The sequence below is a fragment of the Kribbella sp. NBC_00662 genome (genome assembly GCF_041430295.1).
Taxonomy (GTDB): Bacteria; Actinomycetota; Actinomycetes; order Propionibacteriales; family Kribbellaceae; genus Kribbella.
In genome coordinates this window covers 1,493,455-1,512,798 of sequence record NZ_CP109029.1, presented here as the reverse complement: position 1 = coordinate 1,512,798, position 19,344 = coordinate 1,493,455, and the positions used below count along the sequence as shown (strand labels likewise).

At 68.7% G+C, this 19,344-nt stretch carries 23 protein-coding genes and 1 pseudogene; 20 read left to right on the top strand and 4 right to left on the bottom strand.

The window, feature by feature from the left end; all coding sequences use genetic code 11:
• The first annotated feature begins 55 nt into the window (after positions 1–55).
• The 11 genes from folE (at position 56) to OHA10_RS07665 (ending at position 7,161) form a co-directional block, all read left to right on the top strand.
• Positions 56–628, top strand: coding sequence for a GTP cyclohydrolase I FolE (gene folE, locus OHA10_RS07715; protein WP_137256467.1), 573 nt, complete (start codon positions 56–58; stop codon positions 626–628).
• Between the two features lie 133 nt (positions 629–761).
• Positions 762–1,898, top strand: a complete 1,137-nt coding sequence (locus tag OHA10_RS07710; protein WP_371405472.1) for a S1 family peptidase — start codon at positions 762–764, stop codon at positions 1,896–1,898.
• A 155-nt stretch (positions 1,899–2,053) separates the two neighbouring features.
• Positions 2,054–2,851, top strand: a complete 798-nt coding sequence (gene folP / locus OHA10_RS07705; protein WP_371407911.1) for a dihydropteroate synthase — start codon at positions 2,054–2,056, stop codon at positions 2,849–2,851.
• A complete protein-coding gene (locus OHA10_RS07700; RefSeq protein WP_350866735.1) occupies positions 2,848–3,324 on the top strand; it encodes a nuclear transport factor 2 family protein in 477 nt (158 codons plus the stop codon). Before folP ends, OHA10_RS07700 begins: the two co-directional genes overlap by 4 nt.
• Positions 3,321–3,710, top strand: a complete 390-nt coding sequence (folB, locus tag OHA10_RS07695; RefSeq protein WP_371405471.1) for a dihydroneopterin aldolase — start codon at positions 3,321–3,323, stop codon at positions 3,708–3,710. Before OHA10_RS07700 ends, folB begins: the two co-directional genes overlap by 4 nt.
• A complete protein-coding gene (gene folK / locus OHA10_RS07690) occupies positions 3,707–4,264 on the top strand; it encodes a 2-amino-4-hydroxy-6-hydroxymethyldihydropteridine diphosphokinase (RefSeq protein WP_371405470.1) in 558 nt (185 codons plus the stop codon). Before folB ends, folK begins: the two co-directional genes overlap by 4 nt.
• A 2-nt stretch (positions 4,265–4,266) precedes the next feature.
• Positions 4,267–4,785, top strand: a complete 519-nt coding sequence (locus OHA10_RS07685) for a DUF3180 domain-containing protein (protein WP_371405469.1) — start codon at positions 4,267–4,269, stop codon at positions 4,783–4,785.
• Positions 4,786–4,880: 95 nt separating this feature from the next.
• The gene (locus OHA10_RS07680; RefSeq protein WP_233714909.1) at positions 4,881–5,237 is read left to right on the top strand and encodes a hypothetical protein; all 357 of its coding nucleotides are present in this window, start codon (positions 4,881–4,883) and stop codon (positions 5,235–5,237) included.
• Between the two features lie 21 nt (positions 5,238–5,258).
• Positions 5,259–5,654 carry a hypothetical protein gene (locus OHA10_RS07675; protein ID WP_371405468.1) on the top strand — a complete coding sequence of 132 codons (396 nt, stop codon included), beginning with the start codon at positions 5,259–5,261 and terminating at the stop codon, positions 5,652–5,654.
• Between the two features lie 10 nt (positions 5,655–5,664).
• Positions 5,665–6,435 carry an inositol monophosphatase gene (locus OHA10_RS07670; RefSeq protein ID WP_371405467.1) on the top strand — a complete coding sequence of 257 codons (771 nt, stop codon included), beginning with the start codon at positions 5,665–5,667 and terminating at the stop codon, positions 6,433–6,435.
• 9 nt (positions 6,436–6,444) lie between these two features.
• Positions 6,445–7,161 carry an NADPH-dependent F420 reductase gene (locus OHA10_RS07665; protein WP_371405466.1) on the top strand — a complete coding sequence of 239 codons (717 nt, stop codon included), beginning with the start codon at positions 6,445–6,447 and terminating at the stop codon, positions 7,159–7,161.
• On the opposite strand, the gene OHA10_RS07660 is transcribed toward OHA10_RS07665, so the two are convergent.
• On the bottom strand, positions 7,162–8,361 hold the full coding sequence (locus OHA10_RS07660; protein ID WP_371405465.1) for an NADH-quinone oxidoreductase subunit D: 1,200 nt from the start codon (positions 8,359–8,361) through the stop codon (positions 7,162–7,164).
• A 26-nt stretch (positions 8,362–8,387) separates the two neighbouring features.
• Here OHA10_RS07660 and OHA10_RS07655 point away from each other — a divergent pair, with 26 nt between their 5' ends.
• Positions 8,388–8,876, top strand: coding sequence for a PH domain-containing protein (locus OHA10_RS07655; RefSeq protein WP_371405464.1), 489 nt, complete (start codon positions 8,388–8,390; stop codon positions 8,874–8,876).
• Positions 8,864–10,288, top strand: a complete 1,425-nt coding sequence (locus OHA10_RS07650; RefSeq protein ID WP_371405463.1) for a PH domain-containing protein — start codon at positions 8,864–8,866, stop codon at positions 10,286–10,288. The genes OHA10_RS07655 and OHA10_RS07650 overlap by 13 nt, the downstream gene beginning before the upstream one ends.
• Before the next feature lie 101 nt (positions 10,289–10,389).
• Here the strand turns inward: OHA10_RS07650 and OHA10_RS07645 are convergent.
• Both OHA10_RS07645 and OHA10_RS07640 read right to left on the bottom strand, forming a co-directional pair.
• Positions 10,390–11,028 (bottom strand): annotated as a pseudogene (locus OHA10_RS07645) (SAM-dependent methyltransferase); the annotation flags it as partial.
• Positions 11,025–11,579 carry a 2'-5' RNA ligase family protein gene (locus tag OHA10_RS07640; RefSeq protein WP_371405462.1) on the bottom strand — a complete coding sequence of 185 codons (555 nt, stop codon included), beginning with the start codon at positions 11,577–11,579 and terminating at the stop codon, positions 11,025–11,027. The gene OHA10_RS07640 and the pseudogene OHA10_RS07645, both read right to left, overlap by 4 nt.
• Positions 11,580–11,661: 82 nt before the next feature.
• Between OHA10_RS07640 and OHA10_RS07635 the strand changes: the two genes are divergently transcribed.
• The 7 genes from OHA10_RS07635 (at position 11,662) to OHA10_RS07605 (ending at position 18,666) form a co-directional block, all read left to right on the top strand.
• Complete coding sequence (locus OHA10_RS07635; RefSeq protein ID WP_371405461.1) at positions 11,662–12,564, top strand: Rossmann-like and DUF2520 domain-containing protein; 903 nt, start codon at positions 11,662–11,664, stop codon at positions 12,562–12,564.
• Positions 12,561–13,388, top strand: coding sequence for a pantoate--beta-alanine ligase (gene panC / locus OHA10_RS07630; RefSeq protein WP_371405460.1), 828 nt, complete (start codon positions 12,561–12,563; stop codon positions 13,386–13,388). Before OHA10_RS07635 ends, panC begins: the two co-directional genes overlap by 4 nt.
• A gap of 22 nt (positions 13,389–13,410) precedes the next feature.
• On the top strand, positions 13,411–15,078 hold the full coding sequence (locus tag OHA10_RS07625) for an L-aspartate oxidase (protein WP_371405459.1): 1,668 nt from the start codon (positions 13,411–13,413) through the stop codon (positions 15,076–15,078).
• Positions 15,071–15,925, top strand: a complete 855-nt coding sequence (gene nadC, locus OHA10_RS07620; RefSeq protein ID WP_371405458.1) for a carboxylating nicotinate-nucleotide diphosphorylase — start codon at positions 15,071–15,073, stop codon at positions 15,923–15,925. The genes OHA10_RS07625 and nadC overlap by 8 nt, the downstream gene beginning before the upstream one ends.
• Before the next feature lies 1 nt (position 15,926).
• Entirely contained in the window at positions 15,927–16,691 is a 765-nt protein-coding gene (locus tag OHA10_RS07615) for a type III pantothenate kinase (RefSeq protein ID WP_371405457.1), read from the top strand.
• A gap of 128 nt (positions 16,692–16,819) precedes the next feature.
• The gene (locus tag OHA10_RS07610) at positions 16,820–17,197 is read left to right on the top strand and encodes a hypothetical protein (RefSeq protein WP_371405456.1); all 378 of its coding nucleotides are present in this window, start codon (positions 16,820–16,822) and stop codon (positions 17,195–17,197) included.
• Positions 17,198–17,226: 29 nt separating this feature from the next.
• Positions 17,227–18,666 (top strand): multicopper oxidase family protein, encoded by a 1,440-nt coding sequence (locus tag OHA10_RS07605; protein WP_371405455.1) that lies wholly within the window; start codon positions 17,227–17,229, stop codon positions 18,664–18,666.
• Here OHA10_RS07605 and OHA10_RS07600 read toward each other — a convergent pair.
• A complete protein-coding gene (locus OHA10_RS07600; RefSeq protein WP_371405454.1) occupies positions 18,654–19,214 on the bottom strand; it encodes a carboxymuconolactone decarboxylase family protein in 561 nt (186 codons plus the stop codon). The two genes, OHA10_RS07605 and OHA10_RS07600, sit on opposite strands and share 13 nt — an antisense overlap.
• Positions 19,215–19,344 lie beyond the last annotated feature (130 nt).

Genomic DNA, 19,344 nt, shown 5'->3' with positions numbered 1-19,344 from the left:
ACAACTGCAGCGCCGCCACCCGTCGGGTGGCGGCGCTGCTGTTTACAGTGGCCGGATGACCTCACCGAATTTCGATCACGAGCGGGCGGCACGGGCCGTACGGGAGCTGCTGTTCGCGATCGGGGAGGACCCGGACCGCGAAGGGCTGCGGGACACGCCGGACCGGGTGGCCCGCTCGTACGCCGAGATCACCGCCGGACTCGGTCAGACCGCCGAGGACGTGCTGACGACCACGTTCGCGCTCGAGCACGACGAGATGGTGCTGGTGAAGGACATCGAGGTCTGGAGCCTCTGTGAGCACCACCTGGTCCCGTTCACGGGTGTCGCGCATGTCGGGTACATCCCGAGCCGCGACGGCCGGATCACCGGGCTGTCGAAGCTCGCCCGACTGGTCGACGTGTACGCGAAAAGGCCGCAGATCCAGGAACGGTTGACCACTCAGGTCGCCGAATCGCTGGTCGAGATCCTCGAACCGCGCGGTGTGATCGTCGTGATCGAGTGCGAACACCTGTGCATGACCATGCGCGGTGTCCGGAAACCGGGCGCCAAGACGATCACTTCCGCCGTCCGCGGCCAGCTGCGCAATCCCGTCACCCGCGCGGAGGCGATGAGCCTGATCGTCGGCTGAGCCGTAGCCCCCGGCCCCCTGCTCTCGTTGAAGTTTGAGAGTCCGGCACTATGGACATTCTGTCGCTGAGCGTTTACTTTCCGTAGTGGCACTCGGCCAACGGGGACCAGAGTGCCGGTGTGAGGAGGACAGGATGTCGGGGCGTTTCCGGGTCGGCGCCGCACTTGCCGGGGTCGTCGTCCTGACGGCCGGCGGGTTGGTGGCAGCGAACTGGGCCACCGCGGACACGCGGACCAAGACCACCCAGAAGAGCTCCCAGAAGCAGACCGAGGACCCGCTGGTGGCGGAGACCCTGGAGTCCCAGCTCGGGTCCGACTCAGGTGTGGTGGGCAGCTACTACGACAACTCCGGCGAGCTGATCGTCGCCGTGTCGGATCTCGCGACGGCCCAGCTGGTCCGCCAGATCGGTGCGATCCCGCGCCTGGTCCGGTTCACCGCGCGCCAGCTCAACGCCGTACAGGGCGAGCTGAACAAGCTGGCCATGACATCGAGCGCCGGCAAGGTGCGGTCGTGGTACGTCGATCCCGTCTCGGGGACCGTGGTCGTGTCGGTGCCGAAGGGCGCGCACGACTCGATCACCAACCGGTTCCTGTCCCGCGCCGTGGCGAACGGCGAGCGGGTGACGATCCGCCAGGTGGTCGGGACGGTCCGCCCGACCGCGGACGACTTCAGCCTGCGCGGCGGCGTACAGGTCGACAAGAACACCGGGTACGTCTGCTCGCTCGGCTTCAACGCCCGGACCCGCAAGGGCACCCGGATCTTCCTGACCGCGGGGCACTGCACGGCGGGCAAGCCGTCGTTCTCCCGGAACGGATACATCCTCGGGAACACGTATACCTCGAGCTTCCCCGGCAACGACTTCGGCTCGGTCGGCGTGATCGAGGGCTGGGACCAGCAGGGGTACGTCGAGGGCTGGGGCGCCGGCAACGTCGCGGTCAAGGGGCTCGCGGACGCCACCGTCGGGTCGACGCTGTGCAAGTCGGGGAAGAGCACCGGCTGGACCTGCGGGCGGATCGTCGCGCGCAACGTCACGGTGAACTACGGGAACAACCGCATCGTCCGCGGCCTGTTCCAGCACACCGCCTGCGTTGAGGCAGGCGACTCCGGCGGCGCGAACATGACCGGCAACTACGCCCAGGGGATCACCAGCGGCGCGGCCCTGATCAACGGCCAGTGCCTGGAGAAGTCCGGCCAGACCAACGAGTCCTACTCGCAGCCCATCGCCGAGGTTCTCCGGTCCACCGAGTCACGCCTGATCCTCGCCAACTGAGCCCAGGCGACCCGCCTCACTCCGTCCCGCCCCGATCCTCAGCCAAATGTGCGGCTGGTTGCTGGAGTGGGGGAGGGGCCTACTACGGTGTGTGGGTGGGAAACGGATCGTGGGGTCACGTGGACGGGCTGCCGGTGGTCGACCGGTGTCTCGTCATGGGCGTTGTGAACGTGACGCCGGACTCGTTCTCGGACGGCGGTGAGTGGTTCGAGCCGGCCGCGGCGATCAAGCACGGGCGGGAGTTGCTGGCCGAAGGCGCCGACCTGCTGGACGTCGGCGGCGAGTCGACCCGGCCCGGTGCCGTCCGGCCGTCGACCGAGGAGGAGATCCGCCGCGTCCTCCCGGTGATCGAGACCCTCGCGGCCGAAGGCGCGATCATCTCCGTCGACACGATGCGGGCGAGCGTCGCCGAGTTGATGCTCGATGCCGGCGCCACGATGATCAACGACGTGTCCGGCGGGCAGGCCGATCCGGACATGCTCCCGCTGGTGGCCGAGCGCGGAACGCCGTACCTGTGTATGCATTGGCGCGGACACTCGATCGACATGCAGAACCGGGCCGAGTACGACGACGTCGTCGCCGAGGTCATCGCCGAACTCGGCGAGCGGCTCGACGTCCTGCGGCAGGCCGGTATCGACCTGAACCGGGTCGCGCTCGATCCGGGGCTCGGGTTCGCGAAGAACGCGAACCACAACTGGGAGATTCTTCGCCGGTTGCGGGAATTCGCCGTACTGGAAAGACCGTTGCTCATCGGTGCGTCCCGGAAGACGTTCCTCGGTAGGCTGCTCGCCGACGAGCAGACCGGTGAACCCAGACCGGCCGTACGACGAGACGACGCGAGCGTGGCCGTGACCGCCCTGGCCGCCGCAGCGGGTGCCTGGTGTGTCCGGGCGCACGCGGTGGCGCCGAACGCGGACGCGGTCCGGGTGGCGAAGAGATGGGGAACGGTATGACCGACGGACCGCGGCAGGGCACCGGTGGCGATGGTGCACGCGGTGCCACCGTCGAGGACGTCGTACTGAATGCGAACACCGCGTTCTACAACGCGTTCGAGGCCGGCGACCTGGACCTGATGGCGGCCGTCTGGCTGCCGGAGCCGGATCCGGTCTGCATCCACCCCGGCAACGCGGCGATCTCCGGGTACGCCGAGATGATGCGGGCGTGGGCGATGATCTTCGCGAACACGCCGTACATCCAGTTCTTCCTGACCGATGTGCAGGTCCGGGTAGATGAAGACGTGGCATACGTCACGTGTACGGAGAATGTCCTGTCCTCGGGTGAAGGTGCCCCCGAGGACGGGTTCGCGGGTGGTAAGGCGCTGGCCACGAATGTTTTCCGTCGAACTTCTGGCGGCTGGCGGTTGTGGATCCACCATGCCTCCCCGGTACTGTCGTCGTCTGGGGGCCGACAGGAGGAGGCGGAATGAGCGGTCCCGTACCCCCTTCTGACGTGATCGAGATCCGGGGCATCCGCGGTTTCGGGCGCCACGGGGTGTTCGAGCACGAGCGGGCCGACGGACAGGAGTTCGTCGTGGACGTCCGGCTGGAGCTGGACACCCGGGCCGCTGCGGCCTCCGACGACCTGGCCGACACCGTGAACTACGGGGTGGTGGCCGAGCAGGTGCACACCGCGATCGAGACCGACCCGGTGGACCTGATCGAGACCCTCGCCCAGCGCATCGCCGATCTCTGCCTCGCCGACAAGCGGGTGACAGCGACGGCGGTCACCATCCACAAACCCTCGGCGCCGATCTCGGTGCCGTTCGACGACGTTGTCCTGACCGTGCAGCGCAGAGCCGGAGAATCCTCGTGACTGAGACCCCTAGTCCCCACGTCATCGACGCGGACACCCTGAGCGGTGGTCTGAAGCCGATCCGCCAGCTGATCCTGTCGCTCGGCAGCAACCTCGGCGACCGTGAGGCGAACCTGCAGGGCGCGGTCGATGCGCTGCGGGACACCCCGGACGTCGTGGTGGTCGAGGTCTCGCCGGTGTACGAGACCCAACCGATCGGCGGTCCGGAGGAGTCCGGCCCGTACCTGAACATCGTCCTGCTCGCCGACACGACGCTGAACGTCGACCTGCTGCTGGAGCGGGCCCAGGCGATCGAGCAGGCGTTCGGCCGGGAGCGCAGCGTGCCGGGCGCGCCGCGGACCCTCGACGTCGACCTGATCACCTACGGGCAGAAGACGATCGAGACCGAGGAGCTGACGATCCCGCACCCGCGGGCGCACGAGCGTGCGTTCGTGCTGGCGCCCTGGCTCGACATCGAGCGGGACGCCGTGCTGCCGGGCCACGGCCCGGTCTCCGAGCTGCTGGCCAAGGTCGGGACCGACGGCGTGACCAAGCTCGACATCGAGCTGCAGTAGTGGTGTCCGGCGGTACCGAGCCGGGGCAGGCACCCCGGGACAAGGGCGAGCCGCCGCGTCCGGGCTCGGTGCGGCCGACGTCGCGCCGGCTGCTGATCGCGATCGCCGTCCTCGGGGTCGCGATCGGCGTCACGATGGTGAAGGCGATCGAGTCCGGCGGCGGGGTCGCGCCGGCGGTGTCGTGGCTGACGCTGGTCGCCTGGGCGTTCCTGGCCGCGCTGCTGTTCGCCGCCGCCCGCAACACCCATCAACGGATCCAGGTACGCCGGGAGCGGGTCGAACCGTCCCGTGCGGTGTTCCTGCTGATGATCGGGAAGGCGAGCGCGTTCGTCGGCGCGTTATGTACCGGTGTTTACGCAGGGTTCGCGTTAAGCTTCCTGCAGGCGATGGGTTCTTCGGGCCCTCGTAACCGTGTGATCATGGCCGGTGCCGCGGCGGTGATCTCTGTGCTGGTCGTCACGGCCGGATTGTTGCTCGAACGCGCGTGTCGCATTCCCGAGGACCCCGACGAGACCCCCTAACATGTCGGTCCATGGGGTCAAGGGGTAGCCGCCGTCGAACCAGGACCACCGTTCTCACCGTTGCCAACGCATCTCTGATCGTTGTCTGCCTGGGCGTGAGTGTCGCGCTGTTCTCGCAGAATGCCTGGATCCTCCGGGCGGCCGCGGTCGGTGCAGCCCTGGTCGCGATCGCCGGTGCTGTCCTGTTCCGCCATCAGTTGCTGGTCGAGCGGCTGGCCCACTCCGACGAGCGCGCACAGGTCGCGCAGGAGTACTCGCGGATCACCAGCGCCCGCGTGGTCGAGAACGCGGAGTTCGTCGACCTGATGCAGCGCCGGCTGGACAAGATCGACCAGCGCCTGGACAAGATCGACGAAGAGGTCGCCACGGTCGTTGCCGCCGGCGACAAGCACTCGCAGGCCGACGCGCCGACCGTCGTGGACCTGAAGCTCCGAGGTCTGGCCGCCTCCTGAGCCTGGCCCCATACTGCGTTCATGGGGCTGGATGCGAACTACCCGGCTGTGACGATGAACGATCCGAACGGCCATGTCACGGTCTACAACGAGGACCATCTGCCGATCGGTCAACTGGGTCCGACGCCGTACGAGTCGCCGTCGGTCAACGTCACCTGCCGGCGCAAGGCCTGGGACGACCTGTACTGGTACCGCCTGCTGAACCCGGAGGGCTTCCCGTTCCCGGCCACGGAGGCGTACGTATCGGCCGACGATACCCACGAACTGAACCCCGGCCAGCCGTACGCAATCCCCGACTGCGCCTCAGGCTGCCCGATCAAGATCGGCCAGGCGGCGGCGGTCGGTGCGCTGGCTGTCGGTGGTGTGGCCGCGGCAGCGGCTTGGCGCCGTCGACGCCGGCAGTTGGGCATCGCGTAGGTTCTGAGGTGTGGATCTTGCCAAGTTGCTGAAGGTTGCTGAGGCTGCTGTTGCGCGTGGGCGGGTGGTGACGCAGACGCGCGCGGTGGGGGAGTTGACGTCCAAGGGGGATCGGGACATGGCCTCCGAGGTGGACTTCGCCGTGGAGCGGGAGGTGCGGGCGTTCCTCGAGCGGGAGACCCCGGAGATCGGGGTGCTCGGCGAGGAGGAGGGTGGCGCGACCGACGGGACCCGGTGGGTGCTCGACCCTGTCGACGGCACGGTCAACTTCATCCACGGCGTACCGCTGTGGGCGATCTCGCTCGGTCTCATCCACGAAGGACGGTCCGTCGCGGGCGTGATCGACCACCCGGCACTCGGTACGACGTACGCCGCCGCCGAAGGTCTCGGCGCCACCTGCAACGGGAAGACGATCCGGGGCAGCGAGTGCACCGACCTGACCGACGCATTGGTTGCCGTCGGCGACTATGCCGTCGGCCCCGACGCCGAGACGGTGAATGCCGATCGACTCGCCCTGACCCAGCGCCTGTACCCGCGGGTGCAGCGGCTGCGGATGATCGGTACGGCGGCGACCGCGCTCACCTGGACCGCGAACGGGTACTTCGACGCGCTGATCATGTTCTCCAACAAGCCCTGGGACACGATGGCCGGCGTGGCGATCTGCCGCGAGGCCGGCGTCACCGTCCTCGATCTCGACGGCACCGGCCACGCGCCGGAGTCCCGCGGCGTCTTCGCCGTCGCCGACGGCATCCGCGAACCGCTCCAGGAACTCCTGGGCTGAGGGTTATCGATGTCGACTCTCGGAATCATCGGCAGCGGGAACATCGGGTCGGTGGTCGCGTGGCTCGCGGTCGACGCGGGCATCGACGTGGTGATGGCGAACTCCCGCGGCCCCGAGAGCCTGGCCGACAAGGTCCGCGATCTCGGCGTCCGGGCCGCCACCGTCGACGAGGCCGCACGAGCCGGCGACTGGGTCCTCGTGGCCATCCCGCTCGGGCGGTACGCCGAACTGCCGGTCGAACCGTTCGCGGGCAAGGTCGTGCTGGACACGATGAACTACTACCCGCATCGTGACGGCCGGATCGATCGGCTCGACCGCGAGGTGGTGACGACGGCGCAGCTGCTCCAGGAGCACTTGCCCGAAGCGCACACCGTCAAGGCGTTCAACAACATCAGCGCCCGCAACATCGTCACGCTCGCGAGGCCTGCCGACGCGACGGATCGCAGTGCCTTGCCGATTGCCGGCGACGACGCGGACGCGAAGGCCGCAGCCACGGCGCTGATCCAGACACTCGGGTTCGATGTGGTCGATGTCGGTCCGCTCGGTGAGAGCTGGCGGTTCGAGCCGGAGACGGCGGCGTACGTCACGCCGTACCTCTCGAAGGCGAGTACGGCGAAGCAGCGGGCCGCCGGGCAGGCCGATCCGGGGAAGCCGCTGCCGGTGGCCAAGCTCGTGCAGCTGATCGCGGCCGCACACCGTCCGCCGGTCGCGGGTCGCGAGTTCTGACTACTTGTCGATGTCGCCGACGACGAAGAACATGCTGCCGAGGATCGCGATCATGTCCGGGATCATCGTGCCGGGCAGCAACGCCGGCAGCGCGGAGATGTTGTTGAAGCTGGCCGAGCGGAGCTTCAGCCGCCAGGGCGTCTTGTCGCCGCGCGAGACCAGGTAGTAGCCGTTGATGCCGAGCGGGCTCTCGGTCCAGACGTAGGTCTGGCCCTCGGGGACCTTGAGGATCTTCGGCAGCCGGACGTTGACCGGTCCGGCCGGCAGCGTGTTCAGCTTGTCGAGGCAGGCGTCGACCAGGTCGAGCGAGACCTTCACCTGCTCGAGCAGTACGGAGAAGCGGGCGTAGCAGTCGCCTTCGGGGCGGGTAACGACGCGGAGTACGTCCTGCAGTTCGCCGTACGCCAGGTAGGGCTCGTCGCGGCGGAGGTCCGCGTCCACCCCGGACGCGCGGGCGATCGGGCCGGAGACGCCGTACTGCGCGACGAGCTCGGGGGCGAGCTTGCCGACGCCGATCGTGCGGGCCCGGAAGATCTCGTTGCCGAGGATGATGTCCTCGATGTCGGGCAGGCGCTTGCGGACCGCGGCGGAGGCGGCGGCCGCACGGCCGAGCCAGCCGTACGGCAGGTCCTCCTTGAGGCCGCCGACCCGGTTGAACATGTAGTGCATCCGGCCGCCGGACAGCTCCTCCATCACCGCCTGGATCGTCTCGCGCTCGCGGAACGCGTAGAACACCGGCGTGATCGCGCCGAGCTCCAGCGGATACGAGCCGAGGAACATCAGGTGGTTCAGCACCCGGTTCAGCTCGGCCAGCAGGGTGCGCAGCCAGACCGCCCGGTCCGGTACTTCGAGTCCCATCATCCGCTCGACCGCGATGACGACGCCGAGCTCGTTGGCGAACGCCGACAGCCAGTCGTGGCGGTTCGCCAGCACGATGATCTGCCGGTAGTCGCGGACCTCGAACAGCTTCTCGGCGCCGCGGTGCATGTAGCCGATGATCGGCTCGCAGCCGACGATCCGCTCGCCGTCCAGCGTCAGCCGCAGTCGCAGTACGCCGTGGGTCGCCGGGTGCTGCGGACCGATGTTGAGCACCATGTCGGTCGTCGCCAGCTCCGAGCCGCTCCCGGTCCCGCCCCGCTCGTAGGCAGGGTCGAATCCGGCGGCTCCCGCCCCGACTCCAACGACTCTTTCGGTACTCATGCCCCCTATCGTGACAGGCTGGGAGTGTGGATGACCTCTTCGCACCCTCGGATGTCAGCTGGACGCCGGTCTCGCCCAAGCTGGCCACGCTGCGCCGGCTGAACGCGTCGATCGTGGCGGGGCTGGTCGCGATCGTGGCGTTGCTCGTGCTCGGGCTGACACTCAGCTGGCTGTACGGCGTACTCGCGGTGGTCGTGATCGCGCTCGCACTCGTCTGGGCGTGGGTCCTGATCGGCCGCAACCAGCGGTCCTGGAGGTACGCCGAGCGCGAGGACGAGCTGCTGGTCAGCCACGGGATCATGTTCCGCGAGCTGGTCGTCGTACCGTACGGCCGGATGCAGTTCGTCGACGTGACGGCCGGGCCGCTGCAGCGCGCGTACGGGTTGGCCACCGTCGAGCTGCACACCGCCACCCCGGCGACCGACGCCAAGATCCCGGGACTGCATCCGGATGAGGCAGGCCGACTGCGTGACCGGCTGTCCGCCCTCGGCCAGGCGCAGGCGTGGGGCCTGTGACCGACCAGGCCCAGCAGACCGCAGAGGTCGTGGGGCAGCGGCTCCACCCACTGACCCCGTTCGTCAAAGGCTGGGGGTACTTCGTCGTCGCCGCCGTCGCCCTGGTCAACAACGAGGGCTTGCGGCAGAACCTGACGTTCGCCGGTATCGGACTGGCCGTCGTTCTCGTCGGAGGCATCCTGCTCGGCGCATTGTCCTGGTGGTTCACCAAGTGGCAGCTGACCGGGGATGCGGTCCGCGTGGACAGCGGGTTCCTGTTCCGGCGGACGAGGATCATCCGGTTCGACCGGATCCAGGCGATCGACGTCGCCCAGCCGTTCGTGGCCCGGCTGTTCGGCATGGCCGAGCTGCGGATGGACGTGGCCGGTGGCGGCAAGAGCGACGGCAAGCTGAGCTACTTCAGGTACGACGAGGCACAGCAGCTCCGTACGACGCTGCTGGTCCGTGCGAAGGGCGAGCAGGCGGCTGAGCAGCAGGAGTACGAGCAGCAGGCCGAGGCGGAGGCTCCGCCGCTGTTGACGGTCCCGACCAGCCGCCTGCTCGGTGCGACCCTGCTGTCGTCCACCGTCGTCGGTACCGCTGGTGCGTTGATCTGGCTGATCGTCGCGACCATGGTGCTGAACTTCCACGTCGGTCTGTTCGCCGGTCTGCCGCTGCTGCTCGGTGTGGTGCAGCCGATCTGGAAGCAGGTCGTCGGCAACCACGGGTTCACGCTGGCCGAGACCAGCCACGGTCTGCGGACCAAGCGCGGGCTGTTCGACGTACAGCGGCAGACGATCCCACCGGGCCGGGTGCAGGGTCTGCTGATCACCGAGCCGCTGATCTGGCGGCTGATCGGCTGGTCCCGGGTCGAGTTGGACATCGCCGGTGTGGCTGGTCAGAAGGAGGACGGGGACGACGAGCGAGAGGGTGCGCAGCTGCTACCGGTAGGCGAGCGCAGCGAGGTCGCCTACGTGCTCTCCCGCGTGCTGCCCGGGTTCGACCTGGCCAGCATCCAGATGCACGTCGCCCCGGAGCGGGCCAAGTGGCTCCGCCCGGTCGGCTGGCGCTACCTCTCGTACGGCGTCGACGACCAGGTGATGGTCACCACGCGCGGCTGGGTGAGCCGCCGTACGTCGATCGTGCTGCACCACAAGACGCAATCGGTGCGGATGGAGCAGGGGCCGCTGCAGCGGCGGCTGGGGCTGGCCAACGTGCATGTGGACACTCCGCTCGGGCCGACGGACGCTGTTGCGTTGCACCGCGACCAGGTCGAGGCGGCGGCGCTGGTGCAGGCTCAGGCGGACAGAGCGCGCGAGGCACGGCGTACGGCGTCGGCGCCGCTCGCGGTCCAGACCCAGCCGAACCCACCGAGGCCGGAGGGATCGAGCAGCTCGGCAGCCTCACCGGCCGACGACAACTCGGAGAGGTAGCGCATGGGCTCTGTCTGGGCCAGGTCGAGAGGTGGCCTGGTTGCGCTGACGCCCAAAACCCTTAGGGCGTCGCGCTGGCTCACGATGGTGCCGCCGAGGGAGTCCAGCGCCACGTGGGCGGTGATGTCGCAGGTGCCGTCGGGTGTCGGTTCGCACTCGCGGCCGTTGCGGAAGCCGGTGAGGGTCCCGTACGGCGGCCTGCTCCTGCGGACGTGGCCGTAGTCGATGGCGATCGCCACCGCGTCGTCGGTCAGCCGTCGAACCACGTCCTGCCAGGCCGCGTCGCGGGTGATGCCGACCTCGGCGCGGTCGCCGGGCTCGCCGGGCCACCACTCCCGGAGCCAGGCGAAATCGTTGCCCTCGACAACATCACCTGGAGTGAGGTCGGCCGACAGGTACCGCGGTACGCCTTCGTCGTCCCACTCGACGAGCTCGCACGGGATGTTGTCGAGCCACTCGTTCGCGATCACCAGTCCGGTCAGATGCTCGGGGAGTTCGTCGTCCAGCTCGACGTCCACAACCGATAGCGCTTCAGCTCGTAGCACCTTGCCCAGCTCCCCACGACCAGCGCCGATGTCGACGACGGTGGACAGCTCGAGAAGGCGGGCGAGGCGGGCGATGGCCTGTCCGAAGAGCGGTGACGCGTGGACCGACGTACGGAAATGCTCCGATGGACGCTGACGGCGATAGAAGCCGTCGTCGCCGTACAGTGCCTGCTGCCACGCGTCTCGGAAGGTCATCCGAGCGGTACGGCGCCGAACTGGTGCCACGCTCCGTCCGCGTCCTCGCGCCACAACCCGAGCTCGGTCAGCTGCACTGTCGGGGCCGGCGTCGCGGCCAGGGCGGCGTTCGCCTCGGCTACGACGGTCGGACCGCCCTGCGTGGACGACGAGATGGTCAGGTGCGGATGCGCGTCCGGGAACTCACCGCCGTACGGCGGGCACTCGGGGAAGGCCGCGAACACCCTGTGGAGCAGCGAGCGGACGGTGTCGAACGGTTCAGGCCTGAGCCAGGCCGTACCGTTCGGGAACTGACCTGCGGTCGGGAAGCTGAGCTCGAAAGGCTGGATGGACGAGACAGCCGCCCGTAGGCGCGCGACATCGGCGTCCGTGGGCTCCGCAACCCAGGGGACCAGCACGGTCACGTGCGGTGGGATCAGCTCGGTCAACGGGACCTGTGGTCTCGCGGTCGACCGTGACATCGAACGCCAACGGTCGGTGTACGCCGCCAGCTCAGGGACTGTGATCAGAATCGCGGTCAATCCAGTCCGCGCCGCCCACGCATCACTCACCCACACATGCTCTCATCACCTACCCTGGCAAATAGATCGTCTGGTACCCCGAAGTGGGACTGGAACGAGAAGAGAGTGAGTGATGGAACGGATCGGCTTGATCGGAGCCGGCCGGGCCGGGACCGCCGTGGGAGCAGCCTTGGCGGCAGCCGGACATCGGTTGGTGGGAGTCACTGCGCGTTCGGACGCGTCCCGGGACCGCGCTGCCCGCCTCCTGCCCGGAGTACCGGTGCTGCCCGCTGACGAGGTCACGGCGCTCGCTGACGTCGTACTGGTCGCCGTACCGGATGACCTCATTCGTGAGGTGGCGCAGACGCTGCCGTTGACGGATGCGCAGTACATCGTGCACCTGTCCGGCGCGCACGGGCTGAGCCCGTTCGAAGGGCTGGCCGCGACACCGGTCGCGCTGCATCCCTCGATGACATTCCCGGGCGGTGCGGTGCAGCTGGACGACGTCATGTTCACCGCGACCGCTCCGGACGCGGCTCGGTCGGTGGTCGAGGGACTGGTGAAATCGCTCGGTGCACAGGTGCAGTGGGTGGCCGACGAGCAACGGGCGATGTACCACGCCGGTCTCGCGCACGGCGCGAACCACTTGACCACGTTGGTCTCCCAGGCGCTCGGCGTACTGCGGGAGGCCGGCGTCGCGGATCCGGTGGCGACACTGCGGCCGTTGCTGGCCGCAACCCTCGACAACACGCTGCGATCCGGTCATCATGCGCTCACCGGGCCGATCGCCCGCGGCGATGTCGACACGGTGGCAGCACATCTGACAGCGCTACAGGGACTACAGGGACTACAGGGACGACAGGTACCGCGGGACCGGACGGCGACGACGTACGCCGAGCTGGCCCGCGCGACGGTGGAGATGGCGGTAGCGGACGGGCGGCTGGACGCGGAGACGGCCCGCCGGTTCATCGAGGTGCTGGACGGGCACCGGGCAGGAGTCCCAGGGCAGGATCGGACAGGGGAGACACCGGGATGAGACTCACCCAGACCAAGGCCGAACTGCGAGCAGCGGCCGCGATCCGGCCCCGGGCGGTTGTGATGACGATGGGGGCCCTGCACGAAGGCCATGCCGCGTTGCTGGCGGAGGCCCGCGAGCGGGTCGGGCCGGACGGCAGCGTCGTACTGACGATCTTCGTGAACCCCTTGCAATTCGGCCCGTCGGAGGACTTCGACCGGTATCCGCGGACGCTGGCCAGCGACCTGGCGATCGCGAAGAACGAGGGCGTCGACCTGGTCTTCAACCCGTCGCGCGACGAGCTGTACCCGAACGAGCCGTCGATCACCGTGCACCCGGGACCGTTGGCGGACGAGCTCGAAGGGGTGTTCCGGCCCGGGCACTTCTCCGGCGTCCTGACCGTGGTGTCGAAGCTGCTGCATCTGACCGCGCCCGATCTGGCGCTGTTCGGCGAGAAGGACTACCAGCAGCTGACGCTGATCCGCGAGATGGTCTGTGACCTGGACATGGACGTCGACATCGTGCCGGTGCCGACCGTACGCGAGCCGGACGGGCTCGCGATGTCCTCACGCAACCGGTACCTCAGCGAGACCGAGCGTGACGAGGCCCTGGTGCTGTACCGCGCGCTGAGCGCCGGCGCGAAGGCCGGGATGAACGGTCCGGACGCGGTGATGAGCGCGGCCCAGGCCGAGTTGGAGGCCGTTCCGTCGGTGAAGATCGACTATCTGGCCCTTCGCGCGCCCGATCTGGGCCCGGTCATCGGTCCCGGCGAGGCCCGGATGCTGATCGCCGCCCGAGTCGGTCTGACCCGTCTCATTGACAACATTTCCATCACCCTTCGATGAAATCCGTTGATACGGTCGCCGGATGACCGCACCCGCAGTCCCGCAACGGTTGGCCGCGCCTGAACCCGGCTGGACCGACTCAGTTGACGTGGTGGTGATCGGTTCCGGTGTTGCCGGACTGTCTGCTGCGCTGAAGGCTCGCGAGTTGGGCACCGTCCTGGTGGTGACCAAGGACGTCGTCGCGTCCGGCTCCACGCAGTGGGCGCAGGGTGGCATCGCTGCCGCGCTCGACCCGGAGGACTCGCCCGAGGAACACCTGCAGGACACGCTGGTCGCAGGCGCCGGGCTCAGCGATCCGGAGGCCGTCCGTGTGCTCGTCACCGAAGGCCCCGACGCGGTCCGCGACCTGATCGAGCTGGGCGCGCGGTTCGACACGATGGCCGACGGCGAGATCTCGCTGGGGCGTGAAGGCGGGCACCACCGCAACCGCATCGCGCACGCCGGCGGCGACGCGACCGGCGCCGAGATCGAGCGCGCCCTGGTCGCCGCGGTCAAGCGGTCCAAGGACATCCGGCTGATCGAGCACGCGCTGGTTCTCGACCTGCTCACGGCCGAGGACGGCGCCGTCGCCGGTGTCACCTTGCACGTGATGGGCGAGGGGCAGTTGGACGGTGTCGGCGCGATCCGTGCCCGGGCCGTCGTGCTGGCCTCCGGTGGTCTCGGACAGTTGTATGCGGCAACGACCAACCCGAGCGTGTCCACCGGAGACGGCATGGCGCTGGCGTTGCGGGCCGGTGCGAAGGTGCGGGACCTGGAGTTCGTCCAGTTCCATCCGACCGTGCTCTGGCTGGGCAAGAGCGCGAAAGGCCAACAGCCGTTGGTCTCCGAGGCCGTCCGCGGCGAAGGCGCGTTCCTCGTCGACCATACCGGCAAACGGTTCATGCAGGGTCAGCACGAGCTCGCCGACCTGGCGCCGCGGGACATCGTGGCGAAGGCGATCATGCGGCAGATGCTTGCCACCGGCAAAGATCATGTCTACCTCGATGCCCGGCACTTCGGCGACGAGAAGTGGCGGGTGCGGTTCCCGACCATCCTGGCGTCCTGCCGATCGCACGGTATCGATCCGGTCCGCGAGCTCATCCCGGTCGCGCCGGCCTGCCACTACTCGTCCGGCGGCGTGCGGACCGACCTCGACGGTCAGACCTCGGTGCCCGGTCTGTACGCGTGCGGTGAGGTCGCCTGCACCGGCGTACACGGTGCGAACCGGCTCGCGTCGAACTCGTTGCTCGAAGGGCTCGTCTTCGCCCGCCGGATCGCCGCCCATCTCGCGGAAGGTCTGCCCGAGCGGCGCGAACCGGCCGTCGACGTCCGTACGCCGGGCCTCGTCGACGCGGACGTCGTACCCGAGCTGCAGCGGGCGATGACCGTCGGCGCCGGCGTGATCCGGAGTGCGGCCGGTCTGTCCGAGGCGGGTGCGACGATCGGCAAGCTGATCGAGCAGCCGGCCGGCGAGCCCGGTACGCCGGGATGGGAGGCGACCAACCTGGTCACGGTCGCCTCCGCGCTGCTCGCCGCCGCGACCGCTCGCGAAGAAAGCCGTGGCGCGCACTGGCGCGAGGACCACCCGGATCGGGATGATCTGCACTGGTCCGGCAGTCTGGACCTGACGCTGCCTGCCGTGGCCGAGCGGGCTGTGCCGCAGGCCACGTTCGTTCCCCACGTTTCCGAGGAGAATCACCGGCATGGATGAGACAGTCGACCGGGAGTGGGTCGTTGACCTCGTGCGGGCAACCATCGAGGAAGACCTGGCCGGGGGAGTCGACGTGACCACGACGGCCACCGTCGACCCGGACCAGATCTCGGTCGCCGAGCTGGTGGCCCGCGCCGACGGCGTGGTGGCCGGGTTGGAGATCGCGGAGCTCGTACTGCGGCTGGTCGCCGCACCGGACGAGCTCGAGATCGAGTACTCCGTTCGTGACGGCGCGTCCGTCGAGGCCGGCGCCGTCCTGATGACGGTCCGCGGCAAGACCCGGCAGCTGCTCACCGCCGAGCGCACCACGCTGAACCTGCTCTGCCACCTGAGCGGTGTCGCAACCCTGACCCGGCGCTGGGTGGACGCGGTCGCGGGCACCGGCGCGATCATCCGCGACACCCGCAAGACCATGCCGCTGCTCCGGTCCCTGGAGAAGTACGCCGTCCGCTGCGGTGGCGGGAAGAACCACCGGATGGGGCTGTCCGACGCCGCGCTGATCAAGGACAACCACGTGATCGCCGCCGGTGGCGTCGCGGAGGCGTACCGGCTGGTGCGTAAGGCCTACCCGGACATCTCGATCGAGGTCGAGGTCGACTCGGTCGACGACGCGCTGATCGCGGTCGAATCGGGCGCCGAGCTGATCCTGCTCGACAACATGGACGTCCCGCAGCTGCGCGAGGCGGTCGAGAAGGTCGGCGGCCGGGCGCGCCTGGAGGCCTCGGGCGGACTGACCCTCGCGCAGGCTCACGCGGTCGCCGAGACCGGGGTCGACTTCCTCGCGGTCGGTGCGCTGACGCATTCGGCGCCGGTGCTCGACATCGCCCTGGATCTGCGAGAAGGCTGACATGTTGCTAGCCGTCGCCGTCGAGAACACCAGGACGCTGGTCGGCCTGGTGTTCGAGGGTACGGTCAAGCGGCATTGGTGGGTCGGCACGGACCCACGGCGTACGGCGGACGAGTGGGCCGTGCTGCTGCAGGGCCTGCTGGCCGGTGAGTCGCCGGTCTCCGGGATCGCCGTGTGCTCCGCCGTACCGCATGTGCTGCACGAGCTGCGGGACGTGGTCTCGCGCTACTACCACGACGTGTCGAGCGTCGTCGTCGAGCCGGGGGTGAAGACCGGGCTGCCGGTGCTCGTCGACAACCCGCGTGAGGTCGGCACCGACCGGATCGCGAACGCGCTCGCCGCGGTGCACAAGTACGGCGCGCCCTGCCTGATCGTCGACGTCGGTACGGCGATCACGATCGACGTTGTCAACCCGGCCGGCGCCTTCGTCGGCGGAGTGATTGCCCCAGGCATCGAAACCGCGACCGACGCGCTCGGGTACGCCGCCGCGCAGCTGCGCCGGGTCGAGCTGGTCCGGCCGCGGTCGGTGGTCGCGAAGAACACCGTCGAGGCCCTGCAGTCCGGTGCGATCAACGGTTTCGCCGCCCTGGTCGACGGCCTGGTCGCGCGGATCCGGACCGAGCAGTCTCTGAACGCGGACAGTCCCGTCGTCCTCACCGGCGCGTTGGCTCCGCTCCTGATCGGCCAGTTGACGACGGAGATCCGCGACGAACCGTTGCTGACGTTGCACGGTCTGTACCAGGCGTACGCCCGCAATCACGGCTGAGGTTTTAACCTCTTGTGCCCTTGAGGTGATCTGCATCACCATGAGGACAGCCACAATGGGGGGAAACCATGAGAGCTACTTGTCGGGTACTCGCGGGTCTCATATCGATCGGCGTTCTGGTTCAGGCGATGGCCATCGCGGTCGGCTGGTTCACCGCGTTGAAGGATGTCGACGACGGTCTGGTGATCGACAAGAACTACGACGGCAACTGGGGCCACAGCCTGCACGGCATCGTCGGGTCGATGATCATCCCGCTGCTCGCGATCCTGCTGCTGATCGTCTCGTTCTTCGCGAAGGTCGACGGCGGCGTCAAATGGGCGTTGTACGTGTTCGGCCTGGTCGCGCTGCAGATCGCCTTCGCCTTCGCGGCATTCGCCGCGCCGGTGATCGGCGCGCTGCACGGTGCGAACGCGCTGGCACTGCTGGCGGTGGCGGGTATAGCCGCGCGGCGAGCCGCCGGTGCGCCGGCCACGGCGGCGGCGCCGTCCACCGAGGCGACCGCTTAGATGCCTTTGGCAACTGACAGGCGGCGGCCGTGAAGCTGCGGCTGCCGCCTCGCCGGGTGCTGGTCGCGCTGCTCGCCACGATCGTCGTCCTCACGCCGATCGTGTTCTTCTGGGTGCGGAGTCTGGTGCCGAACGACCTGTCGCCGATGGCGATGGGGTACGCCGACCACGGCGGCGGGCCGGTGTCGGAGCATCAGCACCACGGGGCCGACGTCAGCAAGCTGACCGGACCGGTCGACCAGAAGCCCGACGTCGCGGTGGAGCTGGTCGCCCGCAAGGAGCGCTTCGACATTCCCGGCCGTGGTTCGTTCGACGGCTACACGCTGAACCACACCTCGCCGGGGCCCCGGATCGTCGCAGAACAAGGCGATCTGATCCAGGTCACGCTGCACAACGACAACGTGGCCGACGGCGTCACACTGCATTGGCACGGTGTCGACGTACCGAACGCCGAGGACGGTGTCGCGGGTGTCACCCAGGACGCGGTCCGGCCGGGGAAGTCGTACGTGTACCGCTTCGTGGCGAAGGACGTCGGCACGTACTGGTACCACTCGCACCAGATCGCGCACGAGCAGGTGCAGAAGGGTTTCTACGGCGTACTGATCGTCCGGCCCGCACCAGATGACGTGATCGCCGCCGTCCACACGTACGACAAGATCCGCACGGTCAACGGCGAGTACGGCGAACGCCGGGTGAAGGCACCAGGTCCGACGGCCCGCGTGCGGTTGATCAACACCGACAACGGACCGATGGCGATCTGGGTCGACGGGGCGTCGTACAAGGTGGTCGCGGTCGACGGGACCGATGTGAACGCGCCGACCGAGGTGAGTGGTAAGAAGGTACTCGTGACGGCCGGCGGGCGGGTCGATCTGGAGATTCGCACGGACAAGCCGGTGCGGATCGGTCTCGGCGGCGGACCGACCACCCTGGTGATCGGCGACGGTGACGCTCCGACCGGGACGGAGCCCAGGGACCGGGTCGATCTGCTGACGTACGGGTCACCGAAGGCGATCGCGTTCGACCCGGCGAAGGCGACGCGGGTGTTCCGGTACGACATCGGCCGGCGGATCGGCTTCTTCGACGGCAAGCCCGGGCTGCGGTGGTGGACGATCAACGGGCACCAGTACCCGGACGTGCCGATGTTCGTGGTGGACGAGGGCGACATCGTCCGGATGACGATCAAGAACACCTCGGGCCAGGTCCATCCGATGCACCTGCACGGCCACCACCTCGTCATCCTCAGCCGGGACGGGGTCAAGGCGACCGGGAGCCCGTGGTGGACGGACTCCCTCAACGTCGAGGACAAGGAGACCTACGAGGTGGCCTTCGTCGCGGACAACCCGGGCATCTGGATGGACCACTGCCACAACCTGCCGCACGCCTCACAGGGGCTGATCACGCACCTGATGTACAACGGCGTCAGCACGAACTTCCACCTCGGTGGCGGGACGGGCAATCACCCCGAGTAGATCGGGCGGCCTACGGTCAGCGCCGTACGGAGGGTGTCGGGAAGGTTGTTGAAGACCGAGTCGGGCTGCGTCCCGGTGGCGTCCAGCGTCTTCGAGAAGAACGCCCGGGCCGCGGCGGCCAGCGCGACGTCGAGTACGTCGGCGTCGGTCAGGCCGACCGCTTTCAGTGCGTCGACGTCGGTTTGCGTGACGGTGTCGGCCGCGAGCGCGACCTTCCGGGCGAAGGCCATCACGGCCTCGTCGACCGGGTTGTTCGGCGGCTCGTCGACCAGCGCCGCCACCTCTTCGGCCGTGTAGAACTTGTCGGCCAGCACCTGCCCGTGCGCGAGGCTGCAGTAGCTCGACTTCAGCGCGGTCGCGGCGGCCAGTGTCGCCAGTTCGTAGCGGCGCAGGTCCATGGACTCCTTGATCGCGCCGTTCAGCTGCTTCCAGGCGTCGTAGACGGCAGGCCGGGCCGCGAACGTGTGGACGAAGTTCGGCACGTGACCGGCCGGCGCACGGTTCGCCTCGAAGAACTCCGGTTCCTTCGGTGTGTCGATGAATGCCATCGTGGTTCCCCCCTCTGTGGCTCCTCTCACGGTAGGAGCGCGATACCGATCCGGCAACGGCGGTGGGGATCCGGTACTCCTGACTGGGTATGGTTCACGAGGTTCGGTTGTGAGGCAGCCTGAGACGAGG